Below are 15,991 nucleotides of genomic sequence, written 5' to 3' on the forward strand. Positions count from 1 at the left end.
CCCCGCCCCCCGCCGGTAGCGTGAGCGGACATGACGGTCGTGCATCCGATCGCCCGGGCCTGGATCACCACTGGCGGCACCGGCGCGCAAAACTATGACGAGTTCGCCGACGACGCGGAGATCACCGCGATCATCGAGGCCAACCCGCACAGTGCTCTCGCCATCGAGATGCCCCATCGGGCACCGGAGAGCCTCGGGCAGTCGCTGGTCGACGCCCTGCCGGCCGCCGCATCCCGACTTGCCGAGGCCAGGGCAGACGGCAGCTACACCCCGGCCGAGCAGGTGGTGGTGCTCTACCGGATCACCTCCCCGGTGGACGAGCCGGCGTATGGAATGTTCGTCCTGGTTGATACCGACCAGATCTCCACCAGCGCCGACGAGCCCGGCCTGGTGATCCGTAACGAGGATGTCTTCATCGCCAAGGTCCGGGAGCGGGTCGCCCTGGCCGAGGCCGTGGGGCACCTGCTCTCACCCGTACTGCTGTTGCAGACCGGGACGGGTGACGAGTTGCACGCGGCACTTGCCCGCGCCACCGACGCGGCTGGCGTGCCGGCGGCGACCGACACCGACCAGGCCGGGCGGACTCACGCCATCTGGCCACTCGGGCCGGGGACGGCGCAGGACGAACTGCGGGCGCTGGCCGGCGGTGGCGAACTGGTGGTCGCCGACGGCAACCATCGCAGTCTGGCCGCCCAGATCGGGGAACTGCCGAGGTTCCTGGCCGTGGTGACCACCCCCGCCTCGGTCGCGATCCAGCCCTACAACCGGCTGGTCAGCGAGCTGCCCACCACCCCCGAGGAACTGGTCGACCGGCTGCGCTCCGCCGGTGCCCAGGTCGAACCCGTCACCGGCCCGCCCGCCGTCCCGACCGCCGGCGGCAGCGTCCAGTTGTACGCCGCCGGACAGACGTACGTGGTCACGCTGCCGACTGGCAGCGGCGGCCGGGTGGAGAACCTCGACCACGCCCTCGTCGAGCGGGTGCTGCTGCGGGATGCACTCGGCCTCGACCCCGGCGACAAGCGGATCAACTATGTGGGGGGCGACTACTCGGCCCAGTGGTTGGCGGGGGAGGTGGACGCCGGCCGGGCTGAGCTGGCGATCCTGATCGCACCGGTGACCGTGGACGACTTCGTGGCGGTCAACCTGGGCCGGCAGAAGCTGCCGCGCAAGAGCACCTGGTTCACCCCGAAGGCCCGGGGCGGCCTGGTACTGGCGGAACTCGGCGCATGACCGTACGGGGTCGGCCCGGTGGCACTGAGCCGATCGGGCCGACCCCGATGTTCGCGCTACCGCCAGTGGCCGAGGTCGCGGCGAGGCACACCCCTGCTCCGGGGCGATCTGGCCGGGTCGGGTACGGCCCGGCCCGGCTGGGTGCCGGCGACGGCCAACTGACAGACTGCGCGGTATGCGCGTCTACCTGGGATCCGACCACGCCGGCTACGAGCTGAAGGTGCACCTGACCAACCATCTGGCCAAGCAGGGGTACGAGGTCGTCGACGTCGGGCCACACGGCTACGACCCGGACGACGACTACCCGGCCTTCTGCCTGCACACCGGGGCCCGCGTGGTGGCCGATGCGGGCAGCCTCGGCGTGGTCATCGGCGGCTCGGGCAACGGCGAGCAGATCGCGGCGAACAAGGTCGCCGGGATCCGGGCCGCCCTCGCCTGGAACGTGGCCATCGCCCAACTCGGTCGCGAGCACAACGACGCGAACGTGGTGGCCGTGGGGGCTCGGCAGCACACCCTCGACGAGGCTACCGCGATTGTCGAGGCGTTCCTCGCCACGCCGTTCTCCGGTAATGACCGGCACTCCCGTCGGATCGCGCAGATCGCCGCGTACGAGGACTCCCACGAACTGCCGGCGCTGCCCTGACCAGGGCTGATCGGGCTGCCTCGCCAAACCGGGCTGTCTGATCGGGCTGCCTCGCCAAACCGGGGCCACCGGACTGGGGGTTGACGGGGCCGGTCAGGGACCGGGGCGGCCCAACTCCTCCCGGGGCACCCAGTTTCGGCGTACCACGACCAACCGGGCCTCTGCCTCGGCCAACTGCTCCGGGGTAGGTCGGGCGGCGTCCCGGGCCCGCAGCGCCGCCCGAACACCGATCTGGGAAGCGCCGGAGCCGACCAGTCCCCGCAGACCACGTTCGCCGTCCCGCTCCTCTGCCGCCGCCGCGCCGGGGCTCGACCCCCGGCGCGGTCCGACCGTCTCGGAGCCAGCCGGTCGTAATGCCGACCCGGTCCTCGGAAAGGCCGAATCGGGCCTCGGGGACGTTGGTTCGGTCCCGGTCGGTGGAGTGTGTCGCAGTCGGCGGCGGCGCCGCTCGGGGTCGGCCATGGCCCGACCGTACCGGAACCGATCGACGGCCTGGATCGCCTCGACCGGTCGTTCCGGCCGGCTGCCATCGGCCGACGCTGGTTCGGCGAAAGATTTGCCGGCTGGCTACTCTCGGAACGGGACGGTCGGAAGGTACGGGTTCACCGTCCCAGACCGGGGAGGACGAGATGGTGGACCAGACACAGCCGTGGGCCGAACGGACCGTTGAGGTTCCACCTCAGCGCAACGCCGGCTTCCGTCCCGGGGTCGCCTCGGTGGGGCAGCCGACCGAGCACCGTCGCGAACCCTCCACCGAGCCGTTCCCGGTCGTCGGGCACGAGCCGAGCGGCACGGGCTGGCCGGGGGAGGAGCAGCCCCGCCAGCGGATGCCGTTGAGCTACCACATGCAGCAGTTGCGCCGGGGCGGGGAGTGGAGCGCCTTCGGTGCCCTCTTCTCCTTCATCTGCTGGGGCATCTGGGCCATCTCGGCGCGCGGTGACCTGACCAGTCCGGTGCTGACCTTCGTGTTGACGGTCCTGGTGGCGATCGGGCTCTTCGCGCTCGCGCGGCTGGTCGGCCGGGTGGTGTGGGAACGGCAGTTCGGTCGGGTCCGGCGGACCGCCAAGGGAGCCCACCTGGTGGCCGGAGTCTTCCTGTTCGTGGTCGGGGTGGCCTATCTGCGGCAGACCGAGTGGGTCATCAGCGCCTGGAACTGGGTGACCGGCCGGTAGGACCGTCGCAGGGTCGACTCACCTCCTGACGGACGGGACAGGCTGGTGATGGTCGCCGAGCGGTCCCACCGCCCAGCCGTGCAGGGCGCACTCGTCCAGCAGGTAGGGCAGCGCGGCGAGGCTGGTCCGCCAGGTGCCGGGCGCGGAGGCACAGTCGGAATCGTGCAGCAGGATGGTGCCGCCACCGGCCAGTCGGGTACGTAGGTTGCCGAGCACCGAGTCGACCGTTGCCGTCCGGCTCCAGTCCCGACCCCAGCAGGTCCAGAGCACCGGGGTCAGCCCCAGCCGGTGTGCCGCCACCAGGGCCGAGGTGCTGAGCAGCCCGTACGGCGGACGAAAGAACCGGGGGCTCTGGCCGCTCACCGCCTCGACCAGATCGCGGGTCCGGGCAAGATCGCGGTACGTCCCGGCCGGGCCGCGCAGGAGCAGAGTGCGGTGCGTCCAGGCGTGTACGCCCACCTCGTGACCGGCGGCGACGAGTTCACCCGCCAGGTGGGGTGCGCGGGCGAGCATGGAGCCGAGCAGGAAGAACGTGGCCCGGACCCGGTGCCGGGCCAGGGTCTCGACGAACCGGGGGATGGCCTCGGGGTCAGGGCCGTCGTCGAAGGTCAACGCGATCCGGTCCGGGTGGCCGAGGCCACTCAACCCGGGAAACAGCCGTAGCCGGAGGCCGGGCAGCGCGGTCAGGACCGGGGCCAGATGTACGGCCGCTGCGGCCCCCATCGTCGCCGCGAGCATCGACCTGCCCGGAGTCACCTCCGGCGGTTACCCGCTGTGCCTTGGGTTAGGCCGGATGGTTTGTCGTGACCTGCTCAACCGCGCATGTGGATGCGGATGGTGGTGGCACCCGGGCGGGTGTGCATGCGTACCAGGTCGCAGATCTGGTTGACCAGCAGCAGCCCTCGGCCCCCCACCTGCCGGGGCGGTACGGGAAGCCGGCCTGCGAGCGGGTTGGTGATGTGTCCGGTGTCGGTGAGCTGGCAGATCAGCTGGCCGTCGTGCTGCCATACCGCCAGCGAGCCACCGCTTTCGGTGTGCTCGATGGTGTTCGCGGCCAGCTCGCTGACGGCGAGGGTCAGGTCGTCGACCCGGTCTGTCGGTAGACCGGCGGCGGTGGCCTGGACGGCTACGTACCGCCGGATCGCGGCCAGCGCGTCGAGGCCGACGGCGAGGGTCGTCGCGTACCCGGGTGGGGCCGGCAGGGGCTGGTTGAACCGGGCAGCCGTGACCAGGGGATCGGTGTAGTGCGGGCTGGGCTGGAGCGTGCCGGCGTTCTGGACGACGGGATGCGTTCGGTACGCGTCGTCCAGCCAGTCCTGGGGCAGGCGACCGCTGTCGTAGGGGCAGAGGATGGTGGCCGGCCGGCCAGCGAAGGCGGTGTTGATCAACGCCTCGTGTTGGGCGCAGGCGGGATACTCGGCCCCGGTACGGGCCGCCCAGATGGGCTCGCCGATGATCCGTACCGGTCTTCCGGAGTGGGCGGCGGCGAAGGCGAGCAGGACACCGGGGATGATTCGTCCCGGGTTGCGTCCAGCGACGCTCATGTCGTGCAGTCGTACCCGGGGGCGGTCGGTGCCGAGGGCCGCGCGGATGTGGTCGAGGTTCTCCCCGGGAACGGCGACCAGCACCGGCTCGTCGGCGGCGAGCCCGGCCCGGATGAACGGAATCGTGCCGGCGAGGTATTCGTGGCGGTTCGCGTAGAACAGGGCGGGGTGCACGAACTGTCCGCACCTGGGAGCGGTGGAGGAGTTCATGCGTCGGCCTCCGCGAAAGCATGATGCGGCGTCCAGTCAGACGCAAGGTTGGCGGGGGTGTCGCAGCGGGCCGAGGCCCGGTTGACCTGGGAAGACTACCCCTCCCAGGCGGTGGATGCACTGCGCCGGCTCGACCTGACCGTCAGGAATCGCTGTCCTTCACCGGCTGGGTCGGCGGCCGGCAGGTGGCCCCATGCGGAGCTGGTGTGCGCGCCTGGTGGCCGGGTTGCCATCGGGCGCGCACACTCCTGGCGGTCAGCAGCAGTTCGACGCGGCTCCGCTGGGGGCGGCTTCCTTCTGCTCGGCCTTCTGCTCGGTCGACGTGCAGCAGGCGCTCTCGACCGGCTTGCCGAGTTGCTCGGAGTCGGCCTTGACGGTGTAGACCTCCCAGGGTTCGTTGCCGGGGCCGCGTACCCAGACCTTGTCCTGGAGGGCGTAGCAGCACTCGGTGTCGTTCTCTTCGAGGGTGATCAGGCCGCTGTCGGTGAGTCGTCGGGTGGCGGCGTCGACCTCGTCGGTGCTGAACACCTCGACGCCCAGGTGGTCCATGACGGTGGGCTGGTCGGGCTCGCCTTCAAGCAGGACGAGCTTCAGGGGCGGGTTCTCGATGGCGAAGTTGGCGTAGCCGGGGCGGCGCTTGGCTGGCTCGGTGCCGAACAGCTTGGAGTAGAAGGCGATGGAGCCTTCGAGGTCGGATACGCGTAGGGCGAGTTGGACACGGGACATCCGGGTCTCCTTGTCTAGATGTTCTTCGAAGCAGCGTCACTGTTGCACGCTGTTTCGAGATCTGTCAAGGTAGACCCATGTCAAAACAAGCTCTTCCGGTGGTGGATCCGCAAGCGTGCTGCCCACCGCTGGCGACCCGCCCACTGGATGCTGCCCAGGCGGCGGAGATCGCGCCGATGTTCCGGGCGCTCGGCGATCCGGTACGGCTGCGGTTGATGTCGATGATCGCCTCGGTGCCCGAGATCTGCGTGTGTGACCTGACCTCGGCGTTCGACCTGTCCGGGCCGACCATCTCCCACCACCTGAAGGTGCTGCGCGAGGCCGGACTGGTGAGCTCGGAACGTCGGGGCACCTGGGTCTGGTACCAGGTCAAGCCGGAGGCGTTCCGCCAACTCGGCTCGCTCCTGGAGATCGCCACACCAGCGGGAAGCTGAACCGATGACCGTTACACACCGCGACGTCGTACCCGCTGTCGTTGGTCGACTGTCCCGCCTGGATCGATTCCTGCCGCTGTGGATCGGTCTGGCCATGGCCGCCGGGCTACTCCTCGGCCGGCTGGTCCCCGGCCTCGACCGCGTACTGGAGGCGGTGACGCTGGGCGGGATCTCCCTGCCGATCGCCCTCGGGCTGCTCGTGATGATGTATCCGGTACTGGCCAAGGTCCGCTACGACCGGCTCGACACGGTCACCCGTGATCGTCGCCTGCTGGTCTCCTCGCTGGTCCTGAACTGGATCATCGGGCCGGCAGTGATGTTCGCCCTGGCATGGATCTTCCTGGCGGACCACGCGGAGTTTCGAACCGGGCTGATCATCGTCGGCCTCGCCCGCTGTATCGCCATGGTGATCATCTGGAACGACCTCGCCTGCGGTGACCGGGAGGCGGCAGCCGTTCTCGTCGCCCTCAACTCGGTGTTCCAGGTGTTGGCCTTCGGTCTACTCGGCTGGTTCTACCTCGCCGTACTCCCCGGCTGGCTCGGCCTCTCCGGCGCTGCGCTGCACGTCTCCGGCTGGGACATCGCCGCCAACGTGCTCGTCTTCCTCGGCATCCCGCTCGTCGCCGGTTACCTCACCCGCCGCATCGGCGAGCGCGCCCGGGGCCGGGCCTGGTACGAACAGCGGTTCCTACCGAGGATCGGCCCGGTCGCCCTGTACGGCCTGCTGTTCACGATCGTGATCCTGTTCGCCCTCCAGGGGGAGGCGATCACGGGCAGCCCCTGGGACGTCGTCCTGATCTCGGTACCGCTGCTGGCCTACTTCGCCATCATGTGGTCCGGCTCCTACGCCCTGGGCAGGGCCCTCGGCCTCGGCTACGAGCGAACCACCACGCTGGCCTTCACCGCCGCAGGAAACAACTTCGAGCTGGCCATCGCCGTGGCTATCGGCACCTTCGGGGTGACCAGCGGCCAAGCCCTCGCCGGCGTCGTCGGACCGCTTATCGAGGTCCCCGTACTCGTCGCCCTGGTCTACGTCAGCCTCGCCCTACGCTCCCGGCTCTTCGGCGAAGACTCCCTGGCATGAGCACCTCGGCCAAGAGGTGAGACGGATCTCCACCGGCCGATCGCGGTGGCGTCGCAGGCCCGTGAGGCCTCAGGAGCCGGTCGCCTGGAATCTGCGGACCGCAGCTTCGGTGAGCTGGGTGAGGTATCCGTTGTCGCCGGGTTTGTTGCCCTGCTCCTTGACGACCACCAGAGCGGTTCCGATCCGGACGAGTACGGTGTCGAAAACCAGCGGGTCAGAACCGGACGTCGCGCTGGAGCTGACGTGAATACTGTCGTCGCCCAGCCGAGGCCCTGGTGCGATTGCTAAGCGGTGGCTGCTGGCGATGCCAGGGCCGGACGACGTGACGGTGGGGCAACGGTCGATGAAGGTCCGCAGGTCGGTCATGGCTCGTCGGGCACCGTCATCGGTGTAGGTCCGGAGAAACTCGGTTCCCACCCAGCCCCAGCGGTCATCGGGATCCCCGTCATAGCTGAGGGTGGCTGCGGCCATCGCGGACGGAGTCCCGGTCAGCCGCGTGGCCGACAGCAGCGGGATCATGGCCGAACAGGGCAGGTCGAGGCCTGAGTGTTGCTTCCCGGCATCCGGCCCCATGGACGTGGCTATCATCACGGTGAATCCGGGCGGCACGGAGTCGGTGGACAGCAAGCGTGCGGACAGCGTCGCGGAGTAGCCGGGACCGCCGGTCGCCGGAACCGCTGGGAAAGCTGTCTTCGTGGCGGTGGCCGAGCCGGTCGCCTGCGCTGTGGGAGGGATCGGTTCGCTTGCTGTTCGAGCCGTTGACGAACCGCACGCGGTCACCAGGCAGACAGCCACCATTGCGACGAAGCTACGCGGCAGGATTCTGGGCACCGGGACAGACCCACCTCTCGTACGAGACGGGTCAGGCTACCAGCGCGCAACATTGTGGAGGGGGCGTCGCGCGCCAGCCGTCCACCTCGGATGATCGTCGGCCAGTCCCCCTATGAGCGACAGGAACGATCTCGACCGTGGTGCGACTGGCACGCGGATGGCCCGGCGAACGAGCATTCCCGCAAGCATCATTAGGCTGGTTGGGTGGTGTACCCAGGATCTGATACGCCGATCGTGGGCGTGCACATCGAGCAAGTGGGCGACCAGTACAGCCTCTACCTCCGCCGGTCCGACGGTGAGCTGACCGTGACGCACGGGGCCGACGTCCCTGGCGGCCTTTGCTACCCCGGTGACGTGCTGCTGCACCTGCTTGCCAGCGGGATGTCGATGGAACAAGCGGCATACCACGTTGACGAGTTGGAACCGGGCTTCGACGCGCAAGCAGAGGTCAGCCGGCGGTCGGAAACCGACATGGCGGCGTGGCGGATGGCCGACCATCTACGGCGCGAGCAACTCAAGGCGCAGTTTCGGCGAGACCGGCACGGTGAACCTGAGTACGCGGCGGGTGTTGACGTGACTGCTGGGTGAGAGGCAGATCTTCTCGTCGGGCAGTCGTAGACCGTCCAGCCTCCCGGGACCGGGTCCAGCGGCCCGGTCGAGGAACAGGTCTACGCCTTCGTGCGGCGCGTCGTCGACGAGCTGATAGTCCGGGACGCAGCCGAAGACGGGCTCCGAGAAGAGAACGCGCGGCTTAAGCAGTCACTACGCGACTGGCAGAGCCAACAGTCTGGATCAGGGCATCACCGGGCGTAATAAGGCGGGGGCGTAGGTCCATTACGAGAGTGCGTTGGATGGTGGTTATCGGATGCCGCTGTGACGCCACGGCCACTGGTCGGATGTGCGTTGTGCGGCAAGCCCGGGAATCCGGTGGTCGGGCTACGGCGTAGCCTCTGGTTCGTGATCTTCTTCGATGAGGAGAGCAGCGGCGCTGATGAGGTGCCGGCTTGTCGTGGTTGGCGGTATGCGGCGACGAACGGCAGCGTCTTTGTGGTGCTGGTGACGTTGGCGATACTGGGGTTCCTGGCGCTGGCAACCCTCGTGGTGTTCTCCAGAGTCATCCTCAGCTGGGTGCTCACGTTCGGCATGGCGGTGTGGAACGCCTTCTAGGACTGGAGGCGGCGCAGCTACTGGCGTGTGGATCGCAAGATCGAAGAGAGCTGGAACGAGAACGGCCCAGGTGCGGCGATGTGCTCGCTGACCTGGGCCGTTGTTGGTGGAGCGGGCGACGAGAATCGAACTCGCACCGTCAGTTTGGAAGACTGAAGCTCTGCCATTGAGCTACGCCCGCGTACGCCTTGGTCATCAAGGACGTGGGGAACAGCGTACCCGGTCCAGGGTGAGCGGGGATGCCGGGGTGTCGGCCAGGATTCTCTCGATGTTGCCCTCGGCGTACTCGGTGATCTTCCCGACCTGGTCATGGAGCCTGACCTGATCGCGGAGCTGGCGGATCTGTCGTCATCGGCGGTCTGCGACGCGGGAGCGAGGCCACGTACTATTCGGTACGGAGGGTCATCGGAGGGCTTCCCTGAGGTGATGTCGGGGGTCTCCTGTCCGCCGCGCCGATACCAGCGGGCGCGACCGGGCATGGAAGGCATACACTCTTCGTCGGCCACGGGGTGTGGCGCAGCTTGGTAGCGCACTCGCTTTGGGAGCGAGGGGCCGTGGGTTCAAATCCCGCCACCCCGACTGTGAGAGACGACCGCGGCGTCGGGTGCCGCTGGTGCCACATGCTGGTTCGCCTACACTCGATGTAGCCGAATCACGCCCATATCAGACTGAGATCTGTCAAGGAGTACGCCTGTGAAGAGCACCGTCGAGACTCTGAGCCCGACGCGCGTGCGGCTCGCCATCGAGGTGCCGTTCGTCGAGCTCGAGTCGAGCCTCAAGAAGGCGTACCGAGAGATCGCCCAGCAGGTGAACGTGCCGGGCTTCCGCCGTGGCAAGGTGCCGGCCAACGTCATCGACCAGCGGGTCGGCCGGGGTGCCGTGCTCAACGAGGCGGTGCAGGAGGCAATCCCGGAGAACATCCTCGCTGCCGTGCGCGAGCACGAGATCAAGACTCTCGGCCGCCCCGAGGTGGAGATCACCGAGCTGACCGACCGTGAGGTGCTGAAGTTCACCGCCGAGGTGGACGTACGTCCCGAGCTGATCCTGCCGGACCTGTCCGGCATCGAGGTGACGGTCGACGAGGTCCAGATCGGCGACAGTGAGATCGACGAGCAGGTGGACAGCCTCCGCCAGCGGTTCGCGACGCTCAAGACGGTCGAGCGGGCCGCCCAGGAGGGCGACTTCGTGCAGATCGACCTGGCCGCGACGGTCGACGGCGAAGAGGTGCCGGGCGGCTCGGCCACCAACATCTCCCACGAGGTGGGCAGCAAGCAGCTCCTGCCCGGACTGGACGAGGTCCTCGTCGGGCTCTCGGCCGGCGAGTCGACCACCTTTGTCACTCAGCTGGTCGGCGGTGACTTCGCCGGTCGGGACGCCGACGTGGCGGTGACCGTGCGTACGGTCAAGGAGAAGGAGCTGCCCGAGCTGGACGACGAGTTCGCCCAGCTGGCCAGCGAGTTCGACACCCTGGAGGAGTTGCGTAACGACCTGCGCGAGCGGGTGACCCGGGGCAAGAAGGTCGAGCAGATCTACGCCGCCCGGGACAAGGCCCTGGAGCAGCTGGTCGCGGCCGCCGAGGTGCCCGCGCCGGAGGGGGTCGTCCGGGACGAGGTCGAGCACCGCAAGCAGGCCATGGTCGACCAGTTGGAGCGCATCGGCGCCTCGCTGGAGGAGTACCTCGCCGCCGAGGAGAAGACCGAGGAGCAGATCGACGCCGAGCTGACCGAGGCGGCCACCGACGGCGTCAAGATCCAGCTGCTGCTCGACACCCTGGCCGACGCCGAGGACGTGCAGGTCTCCGACGACGAGTTCGGGCACGAGATCGTGCACCGCGCGCAGCGGGCCGGGATGGCTCCCCAGCAGTACTACGACCAGCTGGTCCGCTCTGGTGCGGCGGGCGCGGTCTTCGGTGACGTACGGCGCGGTAAGGCGCTGTCCTCGGTGATGGAGCGCATCAAGATCACCGACTCGGCCGGCAACGAGGTGACCCTGGACGCGGTGCGGGGCGAGGACGACCACGACCACGACCACTGATCCTGACGTCGTCCGGCCGCCCCGCGTCGCTTGCGGCACGTGGTGGCCGGACTCGTTCCGGCGTACGCACCGTAAGGGGTGCGCTGAGAGCGAACAGTGTCCCGAGAGGGGCTCTGTGGCCCCGGTGACCGGTTAGTGTCGGGCGTAAGACGGTACGGAGAGCGAAGGGCTGCCATGACCGAAATGCATATCCCAGCGATGCCCCTCCGGGTGACCGAGGCCCGCGGTGGGGACTCAATTGGCAACCTCGACGACTCGGTTTACAACCGGTTGCTCAAGGAGCGCATCATCTTCCTGGGTAGCGAGGTGACGGATCAGGTCGCCAACCGTATCTGCGCCCAGCTGCTGCTGCTCGCCGCCGAGGACCCGGAGCGCGACATCAACCTGTGGATCAACTCGCCGGGTGGCTCGGTCTACTCCGGTATGGCGATCTACGACACGATGCAGTTCATCGACAACGACGTCTCCACGGTCGCGATGGGCATGGCGGCGTCAATGGGCCAGCTGCTGCTCTGCGCGGGTACGAAGGGCAAGCGTTACGCCCTGCCGCACGCGCGGATCATGATGCACCAGCCGTCCGGCGGCATGGGCGGCACCGCGTCGGACATCGCGATCCAGGCAGAGCAGATGCTCTACACGAAGCGGATGTTCCAGGAGCGGGTCGCGCACCACACCGGCCAGGACCAGGCGCAGATCGAGGCTGACTCGGACCGCGACCGCTGGTTCACCGCGGTGGAGGCCAAGGACTACGGCTTCATCGACAAGGTGATCACCGGAGCCACGCAGGTTCCGGAAGGCGCCGGGACCCTGAGCTAGGAGCTGACGATGACTGACCTGAGCCTGCCGCCCCAGTTCGCGGCCGTGCACAACCGCTACGTCCTACCGTCTTTCGTGGAGCGCACGTCGTACGGGGTCAAGGAGTCCAACCCCTACAACAAGCTCTTCGAGGACCGGATCATCTTCCTCGGTGTCCAGGTGGACGACGCGTCGGCCAACGACGTGATGGCCCAGCTGCTGACACTTGAGGGCACCGACCCGGACCGCGACATCATCATGTACATCAACTCGCCCGGTGGCTCGTTCACGGCCATGACGGCGATCTACGACACGATGCAGTATGTCCGTCCGGACATCCAGACCGTCTGCCTGGGGCAGGCGGCCAGCGCGGCGGCGGTGCTGCTTGCCGCCGGTACGCCGGGTAAGCGGATGGCGCTGCCCAACTCGCGGATCATCATCCACCAGCCGGCTACCGAGGGCGGCTACGGGCAGGGCTCGGACATCGAGATCCAGGCCCGCGAGATCCTGCGGATGCGGACCCAGCTGGAGGAGATGCTGTCGCGGCACTGCAACCAGCCCGTCGACAAGGTGCGCAAGGACATCGACCGCGACAAGATCATGACGGCGGAAGAGGCCCGTGAGTACGGTGTGGTCGACACCATCCTGACCAGCCGTAAGAAGGGTCTGCTGGCGGCGAACGCCGCACGCTGAGCAACCCGGGTCAGGGGCTGGCCGAACCAGTGTGATCGGCCAGCCCCTGACACACCCGTTTTTGGGGTCGGAGAAACCTCCCGCAGCGGGTAACGTCGGGTCTGCACCGCTCCTCGGGCGGACCGGCGAGCGGAGCGGAGACTGACGGGACGTGAACGTCCTCAGGGCAGGGCCGGCGCGCCGGCCGATGAATGCAGGGAGAACGTAGGTGGCACGGATCGGCGACGGTGGCGACCTACTGAAGTGCTCCTTCTGTGGCAAGTCCCAAAAGCAGGTCAAGAAACTCATCGCGGGCCCCGGGGTCTACATCTGCGACGAGTGCATAGATCTCTGCAACGAGATCATCGAAGAGGAGTTGGCCGAGTCCGGCGAGGTCAAGTGGGAAGAGCTGCCCAAGCCGCGGGAGATCTGCCAGTTCCTCGACTCCTACGTCGTGGGGCAGGATCCGGCCAAGAAGGCGCTCTCGGTGGCGGTCTACAACCACTACAAGCGCATTCAGGCGCAGTCGGCCGGAACACCCGGCTCGGGTAACGACACCGTCGAACTCTCGAAGTCCAACATCCTGTTGATCGGCCCCACCGGCTGCGGTAAGACCCACCTCGCGCAGACCCTGGCCAGGATGCTGAACGTGCCGTTCGCCATCGCCGACGCCACCGCGCTGACCGAAGCCGGCTATGTCGGTGAGGATGTCGAGAACATCCTGCTCAAGCTCATCCAGGCAGCCGACTACGACGTCAAGCGCGCCGAGACCGGGATCATCTACATCGACGAGGTCGACAAGATCGCCCGTAAGTCGGAGAACCCCTCCATTACCCGGGACGTCTCCGGTGAGGGGGTCCAGCAGGCGCTGCTCAAGATCCTCGAAGGCTCGGTCGCCAACGTGCCCCCGCAGGGTGGGCGTAAGCACCCGCACCAGGAGTTCATCCAGATCGACACCTCCAACGTGTTGTTCATCTGCGGTGGCGCGTTCGCCGGCCTCGACCAGATCATCGAGTCCCGTACCGGCCAGGGCGGGTTGGGCTTCGGTGCCCACCTGCGGGCAGTGTCGGAACGCTCGACCGACGACATCTTCGGTCAGGTGATGCCCGAGGACATGCTCAAGTTCGGCCTGATCCCCGAGTTCATCGGCCGGCTGCCGGTGATCACGAACGTGCGCAGCCTCGACCGGGACGCACTGGTCAAGATTCTGACCGAGCCACGTAACGCGCTTGTCCGCCAGTACCAGCGGCTGTTCGAGTTGGACGGGGTCGAGCTGGAGTTCGACACAGCGGCCCTGGAGGCTATCGCCGACCAGGCCATGCTGCGCGGCACCGGGGCACGTGGGCTTCGCGCCATCATGGAGGAGGTGCTGCTCTCCGTGATGTACGAGGTGCCCAGCAACCCGGACGCCGCCCGCGTCCTGATCACGCGCGAGGTCGTACTGGAAAACGTCAACCCGACGATCGTGCCGCGTGAGTTCACCGGTCGCCGTCGGCGTGATCGTGAGGAGAAGTCGGCCTGAATACCCCGTCGAGCGTCAACCTCGGCGAACTGTTGCGCCGAGTCGAGCGGGGCGAGCGGCTGCCCGACCGCCCGTGGCTACGTACCTCCCCGCAGCCAGCCGGCCGGGCCGCAGCGGTGGTCGCCTTTCCCGGTCTGTTGGTAGTGGCCGCCGACGTCGACCCAGACTGGGTGCATGCCCAGTTGGCCGACGGCGACCTCTCCGCCCCGCTGAATCCGCCGTTCCTCACCGCGCTCTGCGACAAGACCGGTATGACCGTCAACAACATCGACGCGGTGGTGTTGGCCGACCCGCTCGACGGGCCCCCGGAACTGCCACTCGCCCCGATCCGGGATGCCGATCATCCCCGCGTACGACGAGCGCACCGCTACCGCGACGACGTTCGGGTCTGGACCACCACAGGCGGCGTTCTGATCATCGGTCGGGGCCTGACCGGCCGGTGGGAGGTTGCGGTCGAGGTGGACGAGACGGCCCGGGGCGCGGGACTCGGCCGACAGCTGGCCGTTTCCGCCCGCCACCTCATCCCACCCGGGCGGCCGGTCTGGGCGCAGATCGCGCCGGGGAACGCGGCGAGCCTGAGGGCCTTCCTCGCCGCCGGATATCGACCGGTCGGAGCGGAGGCGCTTCTCACCCGCGCTGCGTCCTGAGGTCACCCGCCGTGTCCTGAGTGGCATGACCACGGGCGCTGCTCGATGGATGGTCCGAGTCCGCCGTCGGCCGTAGAGTCGGTCCATGCGTGTCGCCGTCTGCCAGCTCAACGCCCGGGACGATCGGGCGGCCAACCTGGCCACCGCCGAGGATCTGCTCGTGAAAGCCGCTGCCGGCGGTGCCGACCTGGCCGTTCTTCCGGAGTACGTCGACTATCTCGGTCCCGGGTCCCGGACTCCCAAGCCGGAGTCGGTCGACGGTGAGTTCGGGGCGTTCTTCGCTGCGATTGCCCGTCGGCTGGGAATGTGGGTGCTGGCGGGATCGTTCCACGAGATCGGCCCAGACGCGGAACGGACCTACAACACCTCGTTGCTGTTCGACCGATCCGGCAACCGGGTAGCGGCCTACCGCAAGATCCACCTGTACGACGTGGAGATCCCCGGGCGGGTCTCCTATCTTGAGTCCCGGGGCGTCGCGCCTGGCGACGAGCCGGTGGTCGCCTCGGTCGACGGCGTACCGGTGGGCCTCTCCATCTGCTACGACCTGCGTTTTCCGGAGCTGTACCGACAGCTCACCGTCGTCGGTGGTGCGCAGGTGCTGGTGGTACCCGCCGCGTTCATGCTGCACACAGGGCGGGACCACTGGGAGGTGCTGCTACGGGCCCGCGCCATCGAGAACCAGTGCTACGTGGTGGCGGCCGGCCAGATCGGCGATCATGAGCCGGGACGTACCTGTTTCGGTCGCAGCATGATTGTCGATCCGTGGGGTACGGTGCTCGCCCAGGCGCCGGACACTGTGGGTGTGACCATCGCGAATCTCGACCTCGACCAGCTGGCTCGGATCCGGTCGGAACTGCCGAGCCTGGCCAACCGGCGGATGTGATTCCGCCATGGCCTGGACGGAGCGACCCCTCCGGTCCCGGTGCCGATCGACCCGTCCTACTCCTGGATCAGGATGCCGGGCCTACTCCTGGACCAGGATGCTGAGCACGGCGAGCCCGACGATGACGCTCCCGGTCACCAGCATCGCGGTCGTCATCCGGGAATGCCCTCGGCGGGCCAGCCGTTGCACCGACAGGAGTACGGCGACCAGCACCAGGACGCCGATGACCAGTTGCCACAGGGGAAGCAGGAGCCCGAGCAGTGGGTCCTGCGTCCAGGTTCCGGGGCTGCCGGTCATGGCTCACACTCTGGCACAACGAGGGCTGCGTCCGCGTCTCCCGACGTGCTCACTGCCGGCCGCGGAGCCGGTCGGTAAACGGGTTGACAGGCGTTGATTT

At 68.1% G+C, this 15,991-nt stretch carries 19 protein-coding genes and 2 tRNA genes; 14 read left to right on the forward strand and 7 right to left on the reverse strand.

The genetic code is table 11. The annotated features are described in order from the left end of the window. The first annotated feature begins 30 nt into the window (after positions 1-30). Both FHR38_RS21135 and FHR38_RS21140 read left to right on the forward strand, forming a co-directional pair. A complete protein-coding gene (locus FHR38_RS21135) occupies positions 31-1,230 on the forward strand; it encodes a DUF1015 family protein (RefSeq protein ID WP_184536299.1) in 1,200 nt (399 codons plus the stop codon). Positions 1,231-1,405: 175 nt separating this feature from the next. Further along, positions 1,406-1,873 carry a ribose-5-phosphate isomerase gene (locus FHR38_RS21140; RefSeq protein WP_184536300.1) on the forward strand — a complete coding sequence of 156 codons (468 nt, stop codon included), beginning with the start codon at positions 1,406-1,408 and terminating at the stop codon, positions 1,871-1,873. Between the two features lie 93 nt (positions 1,874-1,966). Here FHR38_RS21140 and FHR38_RS21145 read toward each other — a convergent pair whose 3' ends face one another. Continuing rightward, a complete protein-coding gene (locus FHR38_RS21145) occupies positions 1,967-2,335 on the reverse strand; it encodes a hypothetical protein (protein WP_184536301.1) in 369 nt (122 codons plus the stop codon). Between the two features lie 167 nt (positions 2,336-2,502). Between FHR38_RS21145 and FHR38_RS21150 the strand changes: the two genes are divergently transcribed. Beyond that, a complete protein-coding gene (locus FHR38_RS21150; protein WP_184536302.1) occupies positions 2,503-3,045 on the forward strand; it encodes a hypothetical protein in 543 nt (180 codons plus the stop codon). A gap of 18 nt (positions 3,046-3,063) precedes the next feature. Here the strand turns inward: FHR38_RS21150 and FHR38_RS21155 are convergent, their stop codons facing one another. From FHR38_RS21155 to FHR38_RS21165, 3 genes are all read right to left on the reverse strand, one after another. Next, positions 3,064-3,801: a polysaccharide deacetylase family protein gene (locus FHR38_RS21155; protein WP_312882315.1), complete on the reverse strand. Its 738-nt coding sequence runs from the start codon at positions 3,799-3,801 to the stop codon at positions 3,064-3,066. A 56-nt stretch (positions 3,802-3,857) separates the two neighbouring features. Beyond that, the gene (locus FHR38_RS21160; protein ID WP_184536303.1) at positions 3,858-4,799 is read right to left on the reverse strand and encodes an anti-sigma factor RsbA family regulatory protein; all 942 of its coding nucleotides are present in this window, start codon (positions 4,797-4,799) and stop codon (positions 3,858-3,860) included. Between the two features lie 255 nt (positions 4,800-5,054). Beyond that, positions 5,055-5,525 (reverse strand): ArsI/CadI family heavy metal resistance metalloenzyme, encoded by a 471-nt coding sequence (locus tag FHR38_RS21165; RefSeq protein ID WP_184536304.1) that lies wholly within the window; start codon positions 5,523-5,525, stop codon positions 5,055-5,057. Between the two features lie 77 nt (positions 5,526-5,602). On the opposite strand from FHR38_RS21165, the gene FHR38_RS21170 reads away from it, so the two are divergent. Further along, a complete protein-coding gene (locus tag FHR38_RS21170) occupies positions 5,603-5,959 on the forward strand; it encodes an ArsR/SmtB family transcription factor (protein WP_184536305.1) in 357 nt (118 codons plus the stop codon). 4 nt (positions 5,960-5,963) lie between these two features. Further along, positions 5,964-7,043: an ACR3 family arsenite efflux transporter gene (arsB, locus tag FHR38_RS21175; RefSeq protein WP_184536306.1), complete on the forward strand. Its 1,080-nt coding sequence runs from the start codon at positions 5,964-5,966 to the stop codon at positions 7,041-7,043. 69 nt (positions 7,044-7,112) lie between these two features. Here arsB and FHR38_RS21180 read toward each other — a convergent pair whose 3' ends face one another. After that, on the reverse strand, positions 7,113-7,562 hold the full coding sequence (locus FHR38_RS21180) for a hypothetical protein (protein ID WP_184536307.1): 450 nt from the start codon (positions 7,560-7,562) through the stop codon (positions 7,113-7,115). A 516-nt stretch (positions 7,563-8,078) separates the two neighbouring features. Between FHR38_RS21180 and FHR38_RS21185 the strand changes: the two genes are divergently transcribed. Beyond that, positions 8,079-8,462 carry a hypothetical protein gene (locus FHR38_RS21185; protein WP_184536308.1) on the forward strand — a complete coding sequence of 128 codons (384 nt, stop codon included), beginning with the start codon at positions 8,079-8,081 and terminating at the stop codon, positions 8,460-8,462. A 369-nt stretch (positions 8,463-8,831) separates the two neighbouring features. Further along, complete coding sequence (locus FHR38_RS21190; RefSeq protein WP_184536309.1) at positions 8,832-9,041, forward strand: hypothetical protein; 210 nt, start codon at positions 8,832-8,834, stop codon at positions 9,039-9,041. 107 nt (positions 9,042-9,148) lie between these two features. Here the strand turns inward: FHR38_RS21190 and FHR38_RS21195 are convergent. Then, a tRNA-Gly gene (locus tag FHR38_RS21195) sits at positions 9,149-9,222 on the reverse strand. A 324-nt stretch (positions 9,223-9,546) separates the two neighbouring features. Here FHR38_RS21195 and FHR38_RS21200 point away from each other — a divergent pair. The 7 genes from FHR38_RS21200 to FHR38_RS21230 all read left to right on the forward strand — a co-directional run bounded on the left by FHR38_RS21200 (position 9,547) and on the right by FHR38_RS21230 (position 15,594). Beyond that, positions 9,547-9,620, forward strand: a tRNA-Pro gene (locus FHR38_RS21200). Between the two features lie 114 nt (positions 9,621-9,734). After that, the gene (gene tig, locus FHR38_RS21205; RefSeq protein WP_184536310.1) at positions 9,735-11,075 is read left to right on the forward strand and encodes a trigger factor; all 1,341 of its coding nucleotides are present in this window, start codon (positions 9,735-9,737) and stop codon (positions 11,073-11,075) included. Positions 11,076-11,249: 174 nt separating this feature from the next. Next, positions 11,250-11,891: an ATP-dependent Clp protease proteolytic subunit gene (locus FHR38_RS21210; protein WP_184536311.1), complete on the forward strand. Its 642-nt coding sequence runs from the start codon at positions 11,250-11,252 to the stop codon at positions 11,889-11,891. A gap of 9 nt (positions 11,892-11,900) precedes the next feature. Beyond that, positions 11,901-12,563: an ATP-dependent Clp protease proteolytic subunit gene (locus FHR38_RS21215; protein WP_184536312.1), complete on the forward strand. Its 663-nt coding sequence runs from the start codon at positions 11,901-11,903 to the stop codon at positions 12,561-12,563. Positions 12,564-12,771: 208 nt separating this feature from the next. After that, on the forward strand, positions 12,772-14,064 hold the full coding sequence (gene clpX / locus FHR38_RS21220) for an ATP-dependent Clp protease ATP-binding subunit ClpX (RefSeq protein ID WP_184536313.1): 1,293 nt from the start codon (positions 12,772-12,774) through the stop codon (positions 14,062-14,064). 32 nt (positions 14,065-14,096) lie between these two features. Continuing rightward, positions 14,097-14,711 carry a GNAT family protein gene (locus FHR38_RS21225; protein WP_246446675.1) on the forward strand — a complete coding sequence of 205 codons (615 nt, stop codon included), beginning with the start codon at positions 14,097-14,099 and terminating at the stop codon, positions 14,709-14,711. An 85-nt stretch (positions 14,712-14,796) separates the two neighbouring features. Beyond that, positions 14,797-15,594 carry a carbon-nitrogen hydrolase family protein gene (locus FHR38_RS21230; protein WP_184536314.1) on the forward strand — a complete coding sequence of 266 codons (798 nt, stop codon included), beginning with the start codon at positions 14,797-14,799 and terminating at the stop codon, positions 15,592-15,594. 81 nt (positions 15,595-15,675) lie between these two features. Here FHR38_RS21230 and FHR38_RS21235 read toward each other — a convergent pair whose 3' ends face one another. Next, positions 15,676-15,891, reverse strand: a complete 216-nt coding sequence (locus FHR38_RS21235; RefSeq protein WP_184536315.1) for a hypothetical protein — start codon at positions 15,889-15,891, stop codon at positions 15,676-15,678. Between the last annotated feature and the right edge of the window lie 100 nt (positions 15,892-15,991).

Source organism: Micromonospora polyrhachis (assembly GCF_014203835.1).
Classification (GTDB): domain Bacteria; phylum Actinomycetota; class Actinomycetes; order Mycobacteriales; family Micromonosporaceae; genus Micromonospora_H; species Micromonospora_H polyrhachis.

Coding starts and splice junctions, on each gene's coding strand:
- FHR38_RS21135 (WP_184536299.1), top strand. CDS start 31: ATGACGGTCGTGCATCCGATCGCCCGGGCCTGGATCACCACTGGCGGC.
- FHR38_RS21140 (WP_184536300.1), top strand. CDS start 1,406: ATGCGCGTCTACCTGGGATCCGACCACGCCGGCTACGAGCTGAAGGTG.
- FHR38_RS21145 (WP_184536301.1), bottom strand. CDS start 2,335: ATGGCCGACCCCGAGCGGCGCCGCCGCCGACTGCGACACACTCCACCG.
- FHR38_RS21150 (WP_184536302.1), top strand. CDS start 2,503: ATGGTGGACCAGACACAGCCGTGGGCCGAACGGACCGTTGAGGTTCCA.
- FHR38_RS21160 (WP_184536303.1), bottom strand. CDS start 4,799: ATGAACTCCTCCACCGCTCCCAGGTGCGGACAGTTCGTGCACCCCGCC.
- FHR38_RS21165 (WP_184536304.1), bottom strand. CDS start 5,525: ATGTCCCGTGTCCAACTCGCCCTACGCGTATCCGACCTCGAAGGCTCC.
- FHR38_RS21170 (WP_184536305.1), top strand. CDS start 5,603: ATGTCAAAACAAGCTCTTCCGGTGGTGGATCCGCAAGCGTGCTGCCCA.
- arsB (WP_184536306.1), top strand. CDS start 5,964: ATGACCGTTACACACCGCGACGTCGTACCCGCTGTCGTTGGTCGACTG.
- FHR38_RS21180 (WP_184536307.1), bottom strand. CDS start 7,562: ATGATCCCGCTGCTGTCGGCCACGCGGCTGACCGGGACTCCGTCCGCG.
- FHR38_RS21210 (WP_184536311.1), top strand. CDS start 11,250: ATGACCGAAATGCATATCCCAGCGATGCCCCTCCGGGTGACCGAGGCC.
- FHR38_RS21215 (WP_184536312.1), top strand. CDS start 11,901: ATGACTGACCTGAGCCTGCCGCCCCAGTTCGCGGCCGTGCACAACCGC.
- FHR38_RS21230 (WP_184536314.1), top strand. CDS start 14,797: ATGCGTGTCGCCGTCTGCCAGCTCAACGCCCGGGACGATCGGGCGGCC.
- FHR38_RS21235 (WP_184536315.1), bottom strand. CDS start 15,891: ATGACCGGCAGCCCCGGAACCTGGACGCAGGACCCACTGCTCGGGCTC.